The sequence below is a fragment of the Bordetella sputigena genome, assembly GCF_965137885.1.
GTDB lineage: Bacteria > Pseudomonadota > Gammaproteobacteria > Burkholderiales > Burkholderiaceae_B > Bordetella_C > Bordetella_C sputigena.
In genome coordinates this window covers 39,077-54,233 of record NZ_CBCSCA010000020.1, presented here as the reverse complement: position 1 = coordinate 54,233, position 15,157 = coordinate 39,077, and the positions used below count along the sequence as shown (strand labels likewise).

Annotated in this window: 11 protein-coding genes; 1 reads left to right on the top strand and 10 read right to left on the bottom strand. The window is 67.5% G+C overall.

Translation table 11 applies throughout. The annotated features are described in order from the left end of the window. Window positions 1–6: 6 nt before the first annotated feature. From ACNA0R_RS25945 to ACNA0R_RS25900, 10 genes are all read right to left on the bottom strand, one after another. Window positions 7–1,005 (bottom strand): UDP-glucuronic acid decarboxylase family protein, encoded by a 999-nt coding sequence (locus ACNA0R_RS25945; protein ID WP_415828959.1) that lies wholly within the window; start codon window positions 1,003–1,005, stop codon window positions 7–9. After that, complete coding sequence (locus ACNA0R_RS25940; RefSeq protein ID WP_415828958.1) at window positions 1,002–1,973, bottom strand: glycosyltransferase family 4 protein; 972 nt, start codon at window positions 1,971–1,973, stop codon at window positions 1,002–1,004. Before ACNA0R_RS25940 ends, ACNA0R_RS25945 begins: the two co-directional genes overlap by 4 nt. Next, entirely contained in the window at window positions 1,963–3,048 is a 1,086-nt protein-coding gene (locus ACNA0R_RS25935; RefSeq protein WP_415828957.1) for a glycosyltransferase family 9 protein, read from the bottom strand. Before ACNA0R_RS25935 ends, ACNA0R_RS25940 begins: the two co-directional genes overlap by 11 nt. After that, on the bottom strand, window positions 3,045–4,028 hold the full coding sequence (locus ACNA0R_RS25930) for a glycosyltransferase family 2 protein (RefSeq protein WP_415828956.1): 984 nt from the start codon (window positions 4,026–4,028) through the stop codon (window positions 3,045–3,047). Before ACNA0R_RS25930 ends, ACNA0R_RS25935 begins: the two co-directional genes overlap by 4 nt. A 64-nt stretch (window positions 4,029–4,092) precedes the next feature. Then, on the bottom strand, window positions 4,093–5,832 hold the full coding sequence (locus tag ACNA0R_RS25925; protein WP_415828955.1) for a carbamoyltransferase family protein: 1,740 nt from the start codon (window positions 5,830–5,832) through the stop codon (window positions 4,093–4,095). A 51-nt stretch (window positions 5,833–5,883) separates the two neighbouring features. After that, entirely contained in the window at window positions 5,884–7,032 is a 1,149-nt protein-coding gene (locus tag ACNA0R_RS25920; RefSeq protein ID WP_415828954.1) for a glycosyltransferase family 9 protein, read from the bottom strand. Continuing rightward, a complete protein-coding gene (locus tag ACNA0R_RS25915; RefSeq protein WP_415828953.1) occupies window positions 7,029–7,619 on the bottom strand; it encodes a D-glycero-alpha-D-manno-heptose-1,7-bisphosphate 7-phosphatase in 591 nt (196 codons plus the stop codon). The genes ACNA0R_RS25920 and ACNA0R_RS25915 overlap by 4 nt, the downstream gene beginning before the upstream one ends. Then, window positions 7,616–8,344: an SDR family oxidoreductase gene (locus tag ACNA0R_RS25910; protein ID WP_415828952.1), complete on the bottom strand. Its 729-nt coding sequence runs from the start codon at window positions 8,342–8,344 to the stop codon at window positions 7,616–7,618. Before ACNA0R_RS25910 ends, ACNA0R_RS25915 begins: the two co-directional genes overlap by 4 nt. A gap of 12 nt (window positions 8,345–8,356) precedes the next feature. Further along, window positions 8,357–9,646, bottom strand: coding sequence for a glycosyltransferase family 4 protein (locus tag ACNA0R_RS25905; RefSeq protein WP_415828951.1), 1,290 nt, complete (start codon window positions 9,644–9,646; stop codon window positions 8,357–8,359). 212 nt (window positions 9,647–9,858) lie between these two features. Beyond that, complete coding sequence (locus ACNA0R_RS25900) at window positions 9,859–12,555, bottom strand: ATP-binding cassette domain-containing protein (protein WP_415828950.1); 2,697 nt, start codon at window positions 12,553–12,555, stop codon at window positions 9,859–9,861. A 115-nt stretch (window positions 12,556–12,670) separates the two neighbouring features. Here ACNA0R_RS25900 and ACNA0R_RS25895 point away from each other — a divergent pair, with 115 nt between their 5' ends. Continuing rightward, window positions 12,671–15,106, top strand: coding sequence for a hypothetical protein (locus ACNA0R_RS25895; RefSeq protein ID WP_415828949.1), 2,436 nt, complete (start codon window positions 12,671–12,673; stop codon window positions 15,104–15,106). Window positions 15,107–15,157: the final 51 nt, after the last annotated feature.

Sequence of the window (15,157 nt, the reverse complement as noted above, 5' to 3'; positions counted from 1 at the left end):
GCGCGCCTACAGCGGGACATCGGCACGCGCCGGCGCCCGCACGATATCGGCGTTCACGAACTGGCTGAAATAGCGGATCGTGTGACGCAGCCCCTCATCCACCGGCACGCTGGGCGCCCAGCCGAGCTCCCGCGCCGCCAGGCCGATATCGGGGCAGCGCTGGGTCGGATCGTCGGGCGGCAGCGGCTGGAAGTCCAGCGGCACGTGGGTACCCGCCAGTCGCTGGATGCGCTGGGCGATGTCCAGCACCGTCAGCTCCTGCGGATTGCCCAGATTGATCGGGCCGGTCACATCATCCGGGCTTTCCATCAGACGTTCCAGGGCGTCCACCATATCGTCGACATAGCAGAACGCGCGCGTCTGGCTGCCGTCGCCGTAGATCGTGATGGGTTGCCCTTGCAATGCCTGCAGGATGAAGTTCGAAACGATACGGCCGTCGTTCGGCGCCATGCTCGGACCATAGGTGTTGAAGATGCGCGCGATCTTTATCTTCACGCCATACACGCGCGCGTAGTCGTGGAACAGGGTCTCCGCGCAGCGTTTGCCTTCGTCATAGCAGGATCGTATTCCGATCGGATTGACGTGGCCCCAGTAGCTTTCGCGCTGTGGATGCACCTGCGGGTCGCCGTAGACCTCGCTGGTCGATGCCTGCAGGATGCGCGCGCGCGTCCTGCGAGCGAGCTCCAGCATGTTCATCGCGCCCAGCACGCAGGTGCGCAGCGTATGCACCGGCTGGTTCTGGTAATGGATGGGCGAAGCAGGGCAGGCCAGGTTGTAGATGCGGTCGACCTCGGTCTCGAAGGGATCGACGACGTCATGGGTGACCAGGGTGAAACGGGGATTGGTCTTCATGGGCTCGACGTGCTGCACCTGGCCGGTATAGAAATTGTCCAGGCAGATGACGGTATGCCCCTTGTCGAGCAGCCGCGCGCACAGATGCGAGCCGATGAAGCCGGCGCCGCCCGAAACGAGCACGCGCAAAGGACGAGAACGAGCCTGGATCATTGCGTATCTCCCATTAGCCTTGCGAACAGGGCTGTCCAATCCCCCACGAAGCGGTCCATGCCGTAGCGCTCCAGTGCCGTTTTTCTTGCTTCCGCGCCCCAGTCGGCGGCCAGGCGCGGTTCATCTATCAGGGCCTTCATAACATCGATGAGCTGCTCCGGATCGGTATCGATATAGCCGTTGCGGCCATTGACGATGACCCGCGCCAGCTCGGTGGCCGCGAAGCCCACCACCGGCAAACCGGCCATCATGGCCTCGATCAGGGCCAGGCCCAGGCTGGTGTAGCGGATAGGGCTGTAGAAGAAGCGGTAGCGCGATACGAAGGCGCCCACCTCCATATTGGGGATCTCGCCCAGTCCGCCCATGGATGGCGAGTCCATGCCGATCAGGTCCAGCGGCACCTGTTCGCGCGCCTGCTCGAACAGGTCCGCGCCCATGCGGCGGCCGCGCCGGCGCAGGTGATTGATGACGGTGATGCCGCGCGCCACGCTGCCGGCTTGCGGATCGATGCGCGGCGCGGGAACGCCATGCTCGATGACGGCCGTGCGCACCGTGCCGTTGTTCCAGGCCGCGCGGTTGTAGTGCGTGACGTGTACCAGGATGCCGCGCTCATGCCGGAATCCGTGCCCGGTGTCCGTGGGATGCGGCATGGGCGGATCGTGTTCGATGTAGGCGCAGGGCAGCGCAAGCTGCGCCGGCGACAACAGCCGTTCGCGTTCCTCGTAGATGGCGCGCGATTGGTACACCACGCAATCGAATTGCGCGTCGCGGATCGCGTCGGCGTCGATCTCGCGCACGTGCGCGCCCCACGGGATGCGGTTGCCCAGCGCGCCGTAGCCGGGCGGGCTGCCCGCGCGCACCGGCACGATGAATTCGTGAGGCACGCGCGTCAGCGCGTACAGGTAGTTGCCGTGCACGTGCCAGGTCAGGATGCGCAGTGGGCGCGACGGGTCGGAACTACGCGGCATGGCTGGTCCTTGCTTCCAACAGGCTGAGCTTTTCGTCGACGGCGCGCATGACCGCGTCGACCGATACATTCAGGGCGCAGACGTGGCCGATAGGGCAGGTTTCGTGCGCGCAGGGGCGGCAGGACGGATAGTCGGCCAGGACGGTGTGGCGCGCCTGGTCCAGCGGCGCCCAGCGCCTTGTGTCGCTGCCGCAGGCCACGATCACGCTGGGCGTGCCCACCGCGGCGGCGATGTGCGACACGCCGGTGTCGTTGCATACCAGCAGCGGCGCGCGCGACAGCAGCGCGGCCAGGCCGCCCAGCGACGTACGGGCCGTCAGGTCGACGGCGTGCGGCCCCGCCGCTCGCAGGACTTCCGTCGTCAGCGCGCGCTCTCCGGCGCTGCCCGTTACGGCGACACGCCAGCCCAGCCCGGCCAGCCCGGCCAGCCTGGCCGCCACCGCGCCGTAACGGGCAGCGGGCCAGCGGCGTGATCGCAGCCGCGCGCCCGGGTGGATGAAGATGGTGCGTTCCGGCGCGAAGCCGGCTTCGGCGGCGATGCGCCCGGCGTCCGCGTGGTCTTCCGCGGTCAAGGGCATTTCCAATGCGTCGCCATGCACCGGCACGCCCATGAATTGCATCAGCGCGGTATAGCGCAACGGTTCGGGCAGGTCGTCCGGCCAGGGCATGAGGCGGCCCGGCCGCGCCATGCCGGCATGCGGCACGAAGCCAGCATGCGCGCGCGCGCCCAGCGAACGTACGATGGGTAGCGACATCGTGCCGCTGCCGTGCATCTGCACGGCAAGGTCGAACTCGCGCGCCTGCGCTTCGCGATAGAACGCCGGCAGCGCTTCGGGCCGCGCCGCCTGTTCCGGAAAGCCCGGAATACCGGGAAAGGGCAGCAGCTCGTTGAAGTAGCGGTAATAGCGCCGCACGAACGGCCGCGCATTGTCGAGCCCGATCAAGGTAATGTGGGCCTCCGGGCAGTGCTGGCGCAGGGCGCGCAGCGCCGGGATGGCGCACAGCATGTCGCCGAGCTGCAGCGCGCGGAAAACGGCGATGCGGCGTGGCCGTGGATGCCAGAGATCGTCCATCATGGAAAGCCCGCCTTGTAGCGCAGCGACCCGACGATGCGCCAGAAAATCGACAGCGGTGGAATCGCGGCGGACGTCATGAAGATCTCCGCGATATGGTCGGGCGTGCGCCGCGTACCGCGCAGGCGGCGCAGGCTGAACCAGCCCGTCAACGCCAGCCAGGCCAGCAATGCGGCGCAGCCCGCCGCGAACCAGCCCACGGCGAGGGCGGCGACCGCCAGCAGCAGCATGGCGGTCACGGAAAGATAGAACCACGGCGGATGCGGCCGGATCCGCTCCCGATACAAGCGCGGATGCTTCTTGTACAGCAGGGTATCGAACACAATTTTGCGCTGCATGCCTATGCCGACGCCGAAGGCGCCCGGGCGGATCGGATGCACGACAATGGCCTGCGGCGCGCGCGCGATGCGCAGGCCGTGTTCCATCAGGGAAAAATGCAGGTCCGAGTCCTCGCGCCAGGCCAGCTGGAAGCGCGGGTCGAAGCCGCCCACCCGTTCCAGGGCGCCACGCCGCAGGAAGACATTCGCCGTGGCGAACTCGGCATCCTGCAGGCGGCTGGCGTCCAGCTCGTAGTCCGTGGGATTGGGCGGCAGCGGCATGATGATGCGGCCCGACAGCGCATCCACATCGGGCGCGAAAGCCGCGAGGCCGGCGGCCAGCCAGGCGGGGTCGGGCACCGTATCGTCATCGGTAAACGCAATCAGCTCCGCCCGCGCGCGCCGCCATCCGGCGTTGCGCGCCCCCGCCGGTCCCTGCGTGCCCGTGACGGGAACGTAATGCACCGCCGGCCCGCCGGCCACGGGCATCATTTTGCGCACCACTTGATAAGCGGCATCGCTGGGGCCGTCGTCGCAGACGATGATCTCGTAATCGTTCGGGTTCAGCGTCTGGCGCAGCAGGGCGCCCAGGCAACGTTCGAGCAGATCGGGGCGGCGGTAGGTCGGGACCACCACGGAGATCCGCGGTCGGGATTGAGCAATCATCGGTTCATCCTGATCATTGGTCCTGGTCGGTCTGGTGTTTTGCGGTTGTGCCGGCGGGCACCGTTCAGACCGGCTTCTCCACCACATAGCTGCCGATCACCAGCGCATCCAGCGGCGACGTCCAGAACGATTCCAGCGCGTCGCGCGGCGAGCAGACCACCGGCAGGCCGCGCGTGTTGAACGAGGTGTTCACCAGCACGGGCACGCCGGTGCGGCGTTCGAAGGCGGCCAGCAGGTCGTAGTACAGCGCGTGCTGATCGCGGCGGACCGTTTGCACGCGCGCCGTGCCGTCGATGTGCTTGACCGCGGGTATCTGCCGTTCGCGATGCGGCAGCACGTCGTAGACGAACAGCATGAAGGGCGCGCAGATGCCCGTTTCGCCGCGCGCGTCGAACCATTCGTGCGCGCGCTCTTCCATGACGACGGGCGCCACCGGGCGGAAATCCTCGCGGTCCTTCAGGCCGTTCAGCCGTGCCTGCATGGCGCTATCGCGCGGCGATGCCAGGATGGAGCGCGCCCCCAGCGCGCGCGGGCCGAATTCCATGCGACCCTGGAACCAGCCCAGGATTTTTTCCTGGGCCAGCAGTTCCGCGGCTTCTTCCGCCACATTGTCCAGCCGCCGGTACGCCAGGCGCGAGCGGTCGAGCAGGCGCTCGATGTCTTCGTCGGCATACTCGGGGCCCAGATAGGCGTGCTGCATGGTCCAGCGCCGGCCCGGCGACTCGCGGCGTTCGTAGTCCACCCATAGCGCCGCGCCCAGCGAGGTACCGGCATCGCCCGCGGCCGGCTGCACCCATACGGAGTCGAACGGGCCCTCCGCCGCGATGCGCGCGTTCATCACGCAGTTCAACGCCACGCCGCCGGCCATGCTCAGATGCCGCGCCCCGGTCTGTTCGTGCAGCCATTTGCTCATGTGCAGGGCGGTGTCTTCCAGCACCTGCTGCAGCGAATGCGCGATATTCATGTGGCGCTGCTCGAAGGGCGTGCCGCGCTTGCGCGCCGGACCGAACTGGCTGGTCAGGTTCACCGGCTCGATCGCGTAGCCGCCTTCCTTGTCCAGCCGTACGATCTTGCGGAACAGGTCCACGTATTCGGGCTTGCCGTAGGAGGCCAGCGCCATCACCTTGTATTCGTCCGAGGACCGCAGAAAGCCCAGGTAGTCGGTGACGTCCTCGTAAAGCAGTCCCAGCGAGTGCGGCAGATCGATCTGCTTGATGCGCCGATAGCGTCCGTTCGAGAAATAGCCATAGCTGGTGGTGGCCCGCTCGCCGCGGCCGTCCATGGTCAGCACGGCGCACTCCTCGCAGGGGGCCGCCAGGAAGGCGCTGGCCTCGTGCGACAGATGGTGCTCCACATACTGCCAGCGGCCCAGCAACTGTTCCAGCGTCAGCCCCTCGAAGCGCGTGCGCAAGTGATGCGGGGCGCCGCCTATCAGCTGCCGCGGCGCGTTCACGATATAGGACAGGAACAGCGGATCCCAGGGCGACTGGCCGTCCGGTCCGCGCGGTTGCCGCGAAGGCTCCAGCGGCAGCGTGATGGTTTCGGGCAGCGAGCGGCCGCTCGCGAGCAAGGCCGGGTCGAAGGAATAGGCCACGTGATCGACGTCGTACAGCGTGATGCCGGCGTGGGCCAGGCAGTAGTCGATGGCGTGATAGGGCAGTTGCCATGCGGTGAAGGGCACGGGACGCTTGCCGTGCTTGATGCGGGTGAAGCGTTCTTCTTCCGCGGCCGCCAGCACCTCGCCATCGCGTACCAGCGTGGCGGAACAATCGTGGAAGGCGGCGTTGATGCCCAATGTGTACATGACGTTGTCCTTTTCGTTGCCTGTGCGTTGTCGCGGGCTGCCTGCTTTGCTTCAGGCAGCCTTGATCATGATGGGCGGCCGTGTGCCCGCCTGGCTTTCCAGCAGTTCGAATGCCGCCTGCGCCACCTGCGACGGGTCGACCGCGCTGAGGCAGGCGTGATGGCCCAGCGGACAAACGCTGCGATAGCAGTACTTGCAGGGAACGTCGCGGTACAGCAGGCGATGCGGCACTTCCCACGGGGTATGTTGCGGATTGGTCAGCGCATAGAGATCCACGATGGGCGTACCCAGGGCGGCGGCGATATGCACCGGACCGCTGTTGTTGGACACCAGCAAGCCGGCGCGCGCAATCAGCGCGCCGAATTCACCCAGCGTCAGCGCCCCCGCCAGGTTCACCAGCCGGCGCGGATCGCAGCTGCGCGCCACGACTTCGTCCACCAGCGCTTTCTCGTCGGGCGATCCGGTCAGGATCACGCATTCGCCGGCGCCGGCCAGCATGTCGATGGCTTGCGCGAACAAGGCAGCCGGATAGCGGCGGGATTCGGCGGTCGCGCCGCAGTGGGCGAGCACCCAGCCATGCGGCAGCGATACGCCATGCGACCGCAGCGCCCGGTCCAGGCCCGCGTGGTCCGCGTCGTGGACTTTGAACGACAGGTGCGTGTCGGCCGCGTGCGCCCCGATGGTCGAGACCAGGTCCAGCTGGCGCCGCACTTCGTGACGCGGCTCGGGCAGGGGCTCGATTTCCCGCGCCCAGTCGCTGATCAGGTGATACGGGTTTTCGCGGCTATAGGCCAGTACGCGCGGAATGCCGGCGGCATGGCACATCAGGGCCGCGGGCAGGGCGCTCTGGCTATAGACCGTAAAGATGACCGCGCCGTCGAAGCGGCGCTCGCGCAGCCGCTCCACCGTCGCGTGGAAGGTCGCGGGCGGGCTGCCGGCGGTCTTGACCCAGGCCGCCTCGTAGACGATCAAGTCGTCGATTTCGGACACGTGGGGCGCGATTGCCGCGCCCGAGCGCGACGCCAGCAGCGTCAGGCGCCGATCCGGTCGCGCGGCTTTAAGCGCGCGCAGGGCCGGGGTGGTCATCAGCACGTCGCCCATGTTGTCGAGACGTATGCAAAGCAGATTGCGGGCCTCATGCCAGCCTTGCGCCGCGGCGGCGGACGCCGTGCCGCCGTCGAAGCTCGATGAAGCGGTCATGCCGTCTCCTTCCCGCGCAGCGGCGCGCAGCGCAGTTTCTGGGCGATCAGGCGCGCCGCCATGAACATGTCGGGCAGCGTTTCGTCCGGCGTGCGCCAGCGTCCGCGCACCCACTCGGTTTCATGGCCGTTGTCCAGCAGTACCGTGTGACAGCCCGCGCGGGCCCCGGCCTCGACGTCGTTGAGGATGTCGCCCACGAACCATGAAGCGTGCAGATCGATGCCGTGGTCGGCCGCCGCCCGGCGCAAGAGTCCGGGCATGGGCTTGCGGCAGATGCACGACACGGCATATGCGGGCTGCGTGCCGTCCGGATGGTGCGGGCAGTAGTAGAAGTCCGCCAGTTGCGCTCCCTGGGTGCGGAACATGGCTTCCAGGCGCCGGCGCATGGGATCCAGGGCCGCTTCGTCGAAGCGGCCCATCGCCACGCCGGACTGGTTGCTGACGACGATCAGCGGATGGCCCAGCTGGCCCAGCAGCGTAACGCCTTCGCGCGCGCCGGGCGCCCACACCATCCGCGACGGATCGACGTTATAGGGAACGTCGACCAGCAGCGTGCCGTCCTTGTCCAGGAAGATGGCGGGCTTCATGGCCAGGAGGTCTCGCGCATGGGCAGTACCATCACTTCCGGGATGACGGTCTCTTCCGGCTGGGTCAACACGAAGCGCACCGCCCGCGCCACATTGGCCGGATCCTGCAGCGTGCCGGCGTCGATATCGGGAAAGCGATCCAGCAGGAAAGGCGTGCGCATGCCGCCGGCGATGACCGCGGACACCTTGATGCCCTTGGGGCGCAGTTCGGCATGCAGGGCATGGGACAGGCCCATGAGGCCGTACTTGGTGGAGTGGTACACCGACGCATTGGGCCAGGCGCGCCGGGCCGCGGTCGACGCGATATTGACGATGTGGCCGCCCTTGCCCAGGTGCTCCATGCCGTACTTGCAGACCATGAACGGACCCGTCAGGTTGGTGCGGACCACCCGCTCCCAGGCGGCCACGCTGAGTTCTTCCAGCGGCGCCGTCACATCGACCCCCGCATTGTTGATCAGGATGTCGAGCCGGCCGTAGCGTTCGGCCGTCTGCCGCAGCGCATCGCGCACCTGCTGCTCGTTGCCGACGTCCAGATGCAAGGCCAGCCCGCGTTCGCCCGGCAGCGACCGGGCGACACGTTCGGCGGCGTCGACGTCGTAGTCCGCCACCACGACGTCGACGCCGTCCGCGGCCAGGGCTTCGCAGATGGCCTTGCCCAGGCCGCTGCCGCCGCCGGTGACGATGGCCACGCGGCCGGACAGGGTCGATGTATCGGTATCACGCATTCAATCTGCTCCTCAGGCAATGGCGCGAGCCGCGGCTTCCGCGGGCGCCGGGACGACGTCGGGCACGGTGGCCGGCGCCATGATTTCTTCGAAGACGTCCAGCAGTTGGCGGCTGACGCCTTGCCAGGTGAAGTGCTTGCGCGCCCGTTGCAGGCCGGCTTCGCCCATGCGATGGCGCAGCAGGCTGTCGCGCGCCAGCATGGCCAGGCGGTCGGCCAGCGCATCCGGGTCCTTGGGCGGGACCAGCCAGCCGGTCTCGCCGTGCCGCACCGAAAACCGGATGCCCCCGGTATCGGAACCCACCACCGGCCGCGCGCAGGCCATCGCTTCCAATGGCGTGATGCCGAAGGGCTCGTACCACGGCGTGGTCACGAAGACATCGCTGGCGCAGTAATAGGCGCGGAGCTGCAGCCGATCGCGCCGGCCGGTGAACTCCACGTGCCGCAGCACGCCTTCTTCGCGCGCGATGGCGCGCAGGCGGGCCAGCTCGGGCGTGGCGTCTTCCGAAGGCGTGGCGCTATTGCCGCCCACCACGCACAGGCGGGCATCGACGCCGTGGCGATGCCGCAGGCGGCTCAAGGCGCGTATCACGTTGTCGACGCCCTTGCGCGGGACCATGCGGCCGAGCTGCAGCAGCGTGAAGCGGTTGTCGTTCCATCCGAGTTCGGCGCGCGCGCGCGTCCGGTCCATGGGCATCATCTCGGCGGGGTCGTAGCCGCAGGGCACGATGGACATGCGGCCGGGATCGGCGCCGTACAGCTCCACCATGTCCCGCTTGTCCTGCGGGCATTCCGCGATGATGCGGTCGGCGCGCGCGATGATGTCGTCCTCGATGTCGAAGCGGCATTCCGGGAACAGATCGGCTTCTTTCTGGAACCTGCGGCGCACGCGGCCAAGCGCATGAAAAGTGACCGCGATGGGAATGCCGCATGCGCGCGCGGCCGGCAGCGCGGCCAGCGCCGACATGAAGAAGTTGGCGTGCACGATGTCGTAGCGCCGCGGCTGGCCGCGGAAGTAGCGCAGCAGGAAATCGCCGAAGGCGTCCATGTAGGGCAGCAGCTGTTCCTTGGGGATGTCGCGCGCCGGCCCGGCGGGAACGTGGATGACCCGGACGTTGTCTTCCCAGGTCACCTCCGCCGGCAGCCGCTGGCTGTCGGCTCGCGTGAATACGTCCACCTGGTGGCCCAGCCGCGCGAAGTGTCTGGCGATCTGCGCGACGTAGATGTTCTGTCCGCCGCTATCGACGCTGCCCGCAAGCGCCAATGGCGATGCGTGTTCACTCACGATGGCGATTCTTCGCATAGTTCTCTCCATACCGGTCGACGTGTTGGCCGCTCATTCGAGAACTAAGCTACGAGTCACACGTATTGATCCACGTGTGAATTCCAGGCTCATCCTCTGCTCGGGCAGCGCTGGACTGCAAGCTACGTGCCGGTATGTCCGCACGCGTGTAACGGTTCTCCTGTAACGGTTCAAGGATGAGAACGCGAGGTCGCGCCACCGTTGGGCAGCCCTTACAAGCGATGGAACTTCTCGCTCATGAGCTTCGCGGTCGTGTTGACCAAAGCATCGACATCGGCGGGTCGCGCGCAATGGGTCTGATATCCCGCCATCAATGCGCGCAGCCTTCCTTCCGATGCGGAGTGCCCGGATATCGCGATGGCGGGAATCCGGTTGGCCAGGCCGACGCCGCGCGCGGCCTCGAGCTGTCGCACCGCGCCCACCATCGCGTACCCGTCCATATCGTCGAGCGTGACGTCGCATAGCAGCGCATCCGGCCAGGCGTCCGCGGGCGCGTCCCGCAGCACGTCGAGCAGCGCGCCGCCGGTCTTGAAATGCCGCACGGTGGCGCCCGCGCGTTGCAGGGCGCCGCCCACGCGGGCGCGCTCTTCTTCGCTGTCGTCCACCAGGAATATGCGCGCGCCGTGCAGCGATGCCTGTTGCACCGGCCCGACGAACGGCAGCGCGGGCGCGCTGGGCGCGCGCAGCGGCATCTCCAGCCAGTAGGTCCGGCCGGGACCCATGGGCGATGTATCGCTGCCGAAGCGTCCGCCGAATTTCTCGATGTCGGCCCGTGCATGCGTGGCGTCCAGCGGAGGCCGGTCGGCCAGCACGGCGTTCATCTGATCCGCGACGTCGAGCGCCGCGGCGTCGGCGGGCGGCAGCCGCCCGTCGGTGACAGCCAGCCGCGCGCTATCCTGCGCGCGGCGCAGGCTCAGTTCGATGCGGCCGCCGGCCGGCGTGGCCGCGATGGCGTTCAGGCACATGTCCCAGACGGTCTGCTGCAGCACGCCGGGGTCGCCCGTCACCCGCGCGTTCTCCATGCTCAGTTCGGTGTAGAGATGGATGCCTTTTTCGTCGATGACCTGGCGTATGCCATCCAGGACGCCGGCGACCAGCGCCGCCAGGTTGACGGGCTGCATGGACTGTCGCGAACCGGTCTTCTCCAATTCGTTCTGCTGCCGCTGCAAGGTCCACATCTGCGCATACATGCCATCCAGGGCCAGCAGCTCCGCATGCTTGCCGCGTTCGACGATGCGGCCGTGTTCCAGCACGACGATCTCATCGGCATCGACCACGGTGGACAGGCGATGCGCGATGATCAGGGTGGTGCGGCCTTGGGATATCCGGTCGAGCTCGGTCTGGATCGCGCGTTCGGTGCGCGTATCCAGCGCGGATGTCGCTTCGTCGAATAGCACGATGGGAGGATTCTTGAGGATGGCCCGGGCGATGGCGATGCGCTGCCGTTCGCCGCCCGACAGCTTGACGCCGCGTTCGCCGACCACCGTGTCGTATTGCGCCGGCAGGCTTTGCACGAAGTCGTGCAGGCGCGCGCCCTTGGCCGCCTCGATAATGTCCGCCAGCGATGCGCCCTGCCGGCCGTAGCCGATGTTGTACGCGATGGTGTCGTTGAAGAGCATCGTATCCTGGGGCACGATGCCCAGGTAGCGGCGCAGGCTGGTGGGGTCCACCGTGCGAATATCGACGCCGTCCACGGTGATGCGGCCGGACTCCGGCTCGTAGAAGCGGAAGAGCAGGCGGCCCAGTGTCGATTTGCCGGAGCCGCTGCCGCCCACCACGGCCAATGTGCCGCCCGGCGGAATATGCAGGCTGACGTCCCAGAGTATCTGCCTGCCCGGTTCGTAGCTGAAGTTGACGTTCTCGAAGCGCAGCTCGCCGCGTGACGGCTGGAAGGCCGGCGCCGCGACCGCGGGATCGCTTTCCGGCGGCAGCCGCAGCAGGGAGCAGACCTGTTCCGCGTTGATCATCGCCTCCTTGGTCTGGCGGAACACCAGTCCCAGCGTATTGAGCGGCAGGCATATCTGGATGATGTACGCGTTCACCAGCACGAGGTCGCCCACCGTCATCGCGCGACCGGTGACCTGCACGCCCGCCAGCAGCATCACCGCGCCCACCCCCAATGCGATCACCGCGCTCTGCGAAATATGCAGCGTCGACAGCGCGCGTTGGTTATCGATGCCCACGGCGCGCCAGCGGTCCAGCAGTTCGCGCAGGCGCCGGGATTCGGCGGCCTCGTTGGTGTAGACCTTGACCGACTCGTAGTTGAGCAGGCTGTCGACCATGCGTCCACCCGCGGCCGAGTCCAGCTCGTTGATCATGCGCTGGTAGAAGATGCGCCGCTTGGTCAGCACATAGGTGACGGTGGCGTAGACGACGAATGTCGCGGCGACGATGCCAGCGAACCGCAGGTCGTAGGCGCCGACCAGGATCACCACCACCGATCCGATTTCCACCAATGTGGGCAGCAGTGTGAACAGCGCGGTGCCCATCAGGAAGCCGATGCCATTGGTGCCGCGCTCGACGTCGCGCGCCAGCGTGCCGGTCTGGCGATTGGCATGAAAGCGCGCGCCCAGCCGGTGCAGATGTTCAAAGATGCGCAGATTGAAGTCCGCCACCGTGGCCTGGGCGACGGGGGAGAAGACAATGTCGCGCAGTTCCGTGAACAGCCCGCCGGCAAAGCGCAGCAGCGTATAGCCGATGAGCAGGAATACGGGCAACACCAATTCCGGTCCGGGCAGGCTCAGCTGGTCCACCACCATTTTCAGGGCGACAGGGACGGCCACCGCGAAGGCCTTCGCCAGGATCAGCAGCGCCAGGGCCGCCCCGGCGCGTTTGCGGTATTTCCAGAGCGACCGCCCCAAAGTATGTAGGACTTCTGCCCGGGCGTAGCGGGGTGCCTCGTCTTTCATGCCTGCTCCCAAGGATGAGATGACAGGCGCGACGCGGGCAAGGCTTGTGCCTCCGGATGGGAACCCCCGGCGCGCGATGTTCCTTATGGGCTTTCCTCCAGCGACGGGAGCTCGTATGAAAATCACCCCAAGTCCGACCGACGGCGCCATGGACGCGGCAGAGTCCTCCGCTTTGGCGCTACAGGCGCCATCCGCCACGGATGACGACGTTGCCAGAATCGATCTGGAGCGGGGACTGACGCATGCGGTCTGGGCGCTGCGCGATGTGGCTTACGATCGTCTGGCGCTGGAGGCATTCGCCATTGCCATCTTGAAAGACGCGGGGGTGGCGGGCAGGGGCGCATGGGCCGGCGCGGACGCGCCGCTCGCGGCGGACCCCTTGCACCAGGCGCTGGCGCGGTTCCTGCGGCCGCTGCTCCATTCCGCGGCCGAGCCCGCGCGGGACATGGACGCCGTGCACAAGGCGGAACGGTTGCTGGAGGACCGCCGAGCCCTGGGCCGACGGCTCGAGACCATCGACCCCTGCGCCACAGTGCTGGAAGTGCCGCCCGCGCGCAGCCTGTATCGCAACCTGCCCGCCATCCCGGCGGTGAGCTGGATAGCGGAGCCCAGGCATCCGCCCGCCGTGGTCGCGCTATGGTCCGGCCAGATGGCACGGCGCCTGGCGGATGGCACATGGTTTACGCCGGCGCCGGGCGCCGCGCTGTTGCGTTTTCTGGATCGCAGCCTGCGTACCGATGCGGAGGCGCTTCCTGCCGCCTTGCTCCAGCCATTCCGGGAGCTGGCGCGCTTGGGCCTCCTGGACTGCGTCGCCGGCAAGCCGGGCTTGCCCACGCTCGATGGAATAGGCATAAGCCTGGAGCGAGGACTGGTCCCGTTCCATTGCTTCCGGCAGTGGGTTGCCACCTGCGCCGCCGAACTGTCGCTGGCGCCTTCGGGCGCGGCCGGGGTCGCGGACGGTGTCGTGGATCCGGCTTCGCCGCGAGCGTATTGGGAGATCACGCTAGGCGCATTGTTCTCGCCGTTGGCGCGCAATCTGCTGGGGCGCGGGCCGGGCATGCTGGAGGCACTGTGTGCGTGGGTAGGCATCGACGCGCGCACGCGCGGCGTCCATGCTCCGGGCGATGCCTTCGTCGACGGCCCCTTGCCTGGTTGTGCCACGCGCGTTGCGCATCTGCTGGCGTCGATCCGGGAAGACGAATTGCCGTCGCGGCCCGACGCGATCGAAGCGCCGGACGTGATCCCTTATCTCGCCTATGGCTACGTGCCGCTCGGCGGCATCGCTTGCATGTTGTCCGCCGCCGGCACCGTCGAGTGGCACGCGATGGAAGAGGTCATGGAGTCCATGACCATTCTGTATCGCACCACCATAATGGCGCTGGAGTCGCCGGCCAGCAGCGACGCCGCGCTGGCCGAACAGCGCTTCGCCTTTTATTTCGGTCCCGAGCCCCGGTTGCGCGCCCAGTGGGAGAGCATCCAGGAGCTGGGACGCCTCCATGCCGAGCATCTGCTGCTGGCGCAAAGATACTTCGAGGCCGTCAAGCATCATCCCCGGCTGACGTCCTGGACGATGGCGGTGTCTCGCCGGAGCAATGGCGACCCATTCCTGGACTGGCGCGCCGTGCCCGCGGCCGCGCTTTACGCGTCCTGGCGGACCAGGCTCATCGACATCGATGATCGCGTCTGGATCGCCAGATTGATGATGCAGGGTTTCGACGAAGCAGCCGCGCGCGACCTCGTATCGTGGGGCATGGACCGGGATAGCCCGGCGCCGCTTGCCCGCCTCGATGGGATGGTCGATTACGATGCGGCGCTGCCTGCTAAGGAGCGCTACGAAAGGCTGTCGGCATGGTCGGGCCACGGAGCCATCGAGGACCTCGCGGGATTGCTGGACGACGGGATGAAGGCGGCCGTGGGGCGCTGGCTGCGCGATCCGCGAGTGAGCGGCGCGACGCTGGCCCTGGTCCCGGCCATGATCCGTACCGGGCTCGGTCCTGCCCAGATCGACGATCTGCTTTACGGCGATCCGCCTTTGAGCGCCGATGTGCTGGCGGATATCTTCAATGCCGACGCCGGCGTCCCGCGGCTCGTTTACCACGGCCTGATGTCCCTGGACGAACTGTGGCGAAAGCTGGCCGATCAACGCTGCTTGCCATTTTCCACGGAGGCGTCGCCGGCGGTGCCGGCGAGCGCGGGGATTTCGGCCCCGCGTGCCGCCATCGCCAGTGTGCTTGCCGGCCTGCGTAGCGCCCTGCATGCCCTGGAAACAGTGCGAAGCCTGACCGCGCCGGGCAGCGAACATGCCCACCGCTGCGAGGCCTTGCGGCAGGCGTGGCAGGATGCCGCGACGCGGCTGGAGGGCATGCTCGCGCATACGCTGGAAGACGACATCGGTCGGGATCCCCGAGGATTCGAAAACGCGTTCCTGCATTTGCGTGAACAGTTGGGCCGGAGCATGCGGGCCTTGACTGGCGGACCCGGTGCTTATGGTGCCTATGGTCCTTATGGTCCTTATGGTCCTCATGTGGGCGACGGCGTTTTCCGCGTGTAGTCCTTGCTCCGTCCAACGCGCCCTATGTCCGAACTCCGCCGTCTCCGAACG

What these genes read in the sequence shown, in the direction of transcription:
- ACNA0R_RS25915 (WP_415828953.1), bottom strand. Translation starts at nt 7,619, where the DNA reads ATGAAGCCCGCCATCTTCCTGGACAAGGACGGCACGCTGCTGGTCGAC.
- ACNA0R_RS25910 (WP_415828952.1), bottom strand. Translation starts at nt 8,344, where the DNA reads ATGCGTGATACCGATACATCGACCCTGTCCGGCCGCGTGGCCATCGTC.
- ACNA0R_RS25940 (WP_415828958.1), bottom strand. Translation starts at nt 1,973, where the DNA reads ATGCCGCGTAGTTCCGACCCGTCGCGCCCACTGCGCATCCTGACCTGG.
- ACNA0R_RS25920 (WP_415828954.1), bottom strand. Translation starts at nt 7,032, where the DNA reads ATGACCGCTTCATCGAGCTTCGACGGCGGCACGGCGTCCGCCGCCGCG.
- ACNA0R_RS25900 (WP_415828950.1), bottom strand. Translation starts at nt 12,555, where the DNA reads ATGAAAGACGAGGCACCCCGCTACGCCCGGGCAGAAGTCCTACATACT.
- ACNA0R_RS25905 (WP_415828951.1), bottom strand. Translation starts at nt 9,646, where the DNA reads ATGCGAAGAATCGCCATCGTGAGTGAACACGCATCGCCATTGGCGCTT.
- ACNA0R_RS25895 (WP_415828949.1), top strand. Translation starts at nt 12,671, where the DNA reads ATGAAAATCACCCCAAGTCCGACCGACGGCGCCATGGACGCGGCAGAG.
- ACNA0R_RS25930 (WP_415828956.1), bottom strand. Translation starts at nt 4,028, where the DNA reads ATGATTGCTCAATCCCGACCGCGGATCTCCGTGGTGGTCCCGACCTAC.
- ACNA0R_RS25935 (WP_415828957.1), bottom strand. Translation starts at nt 3,048, where the DNA reads ATGATGGACGATCTCTGGCATCCACGGCCACGCCGCATCGCCGTTTTC.
- ACNA0R_RS25925 (WP_415828955.1), bottom strand. Translation starts at nt 5,832, where the DNA reads ATGTACACATTGGGCATCAACGCCGCCTTCCACGATTGTTCCGCCACG.
- ACNA0R_RS25945 (WP_415828959.1), bottom strand. Translation starts at nt 1,005, where the DNA reads ATGATCCAGGCTCGTTCTCGTCCTTTGCGCGTGCTCGTTTCGGGCGGC.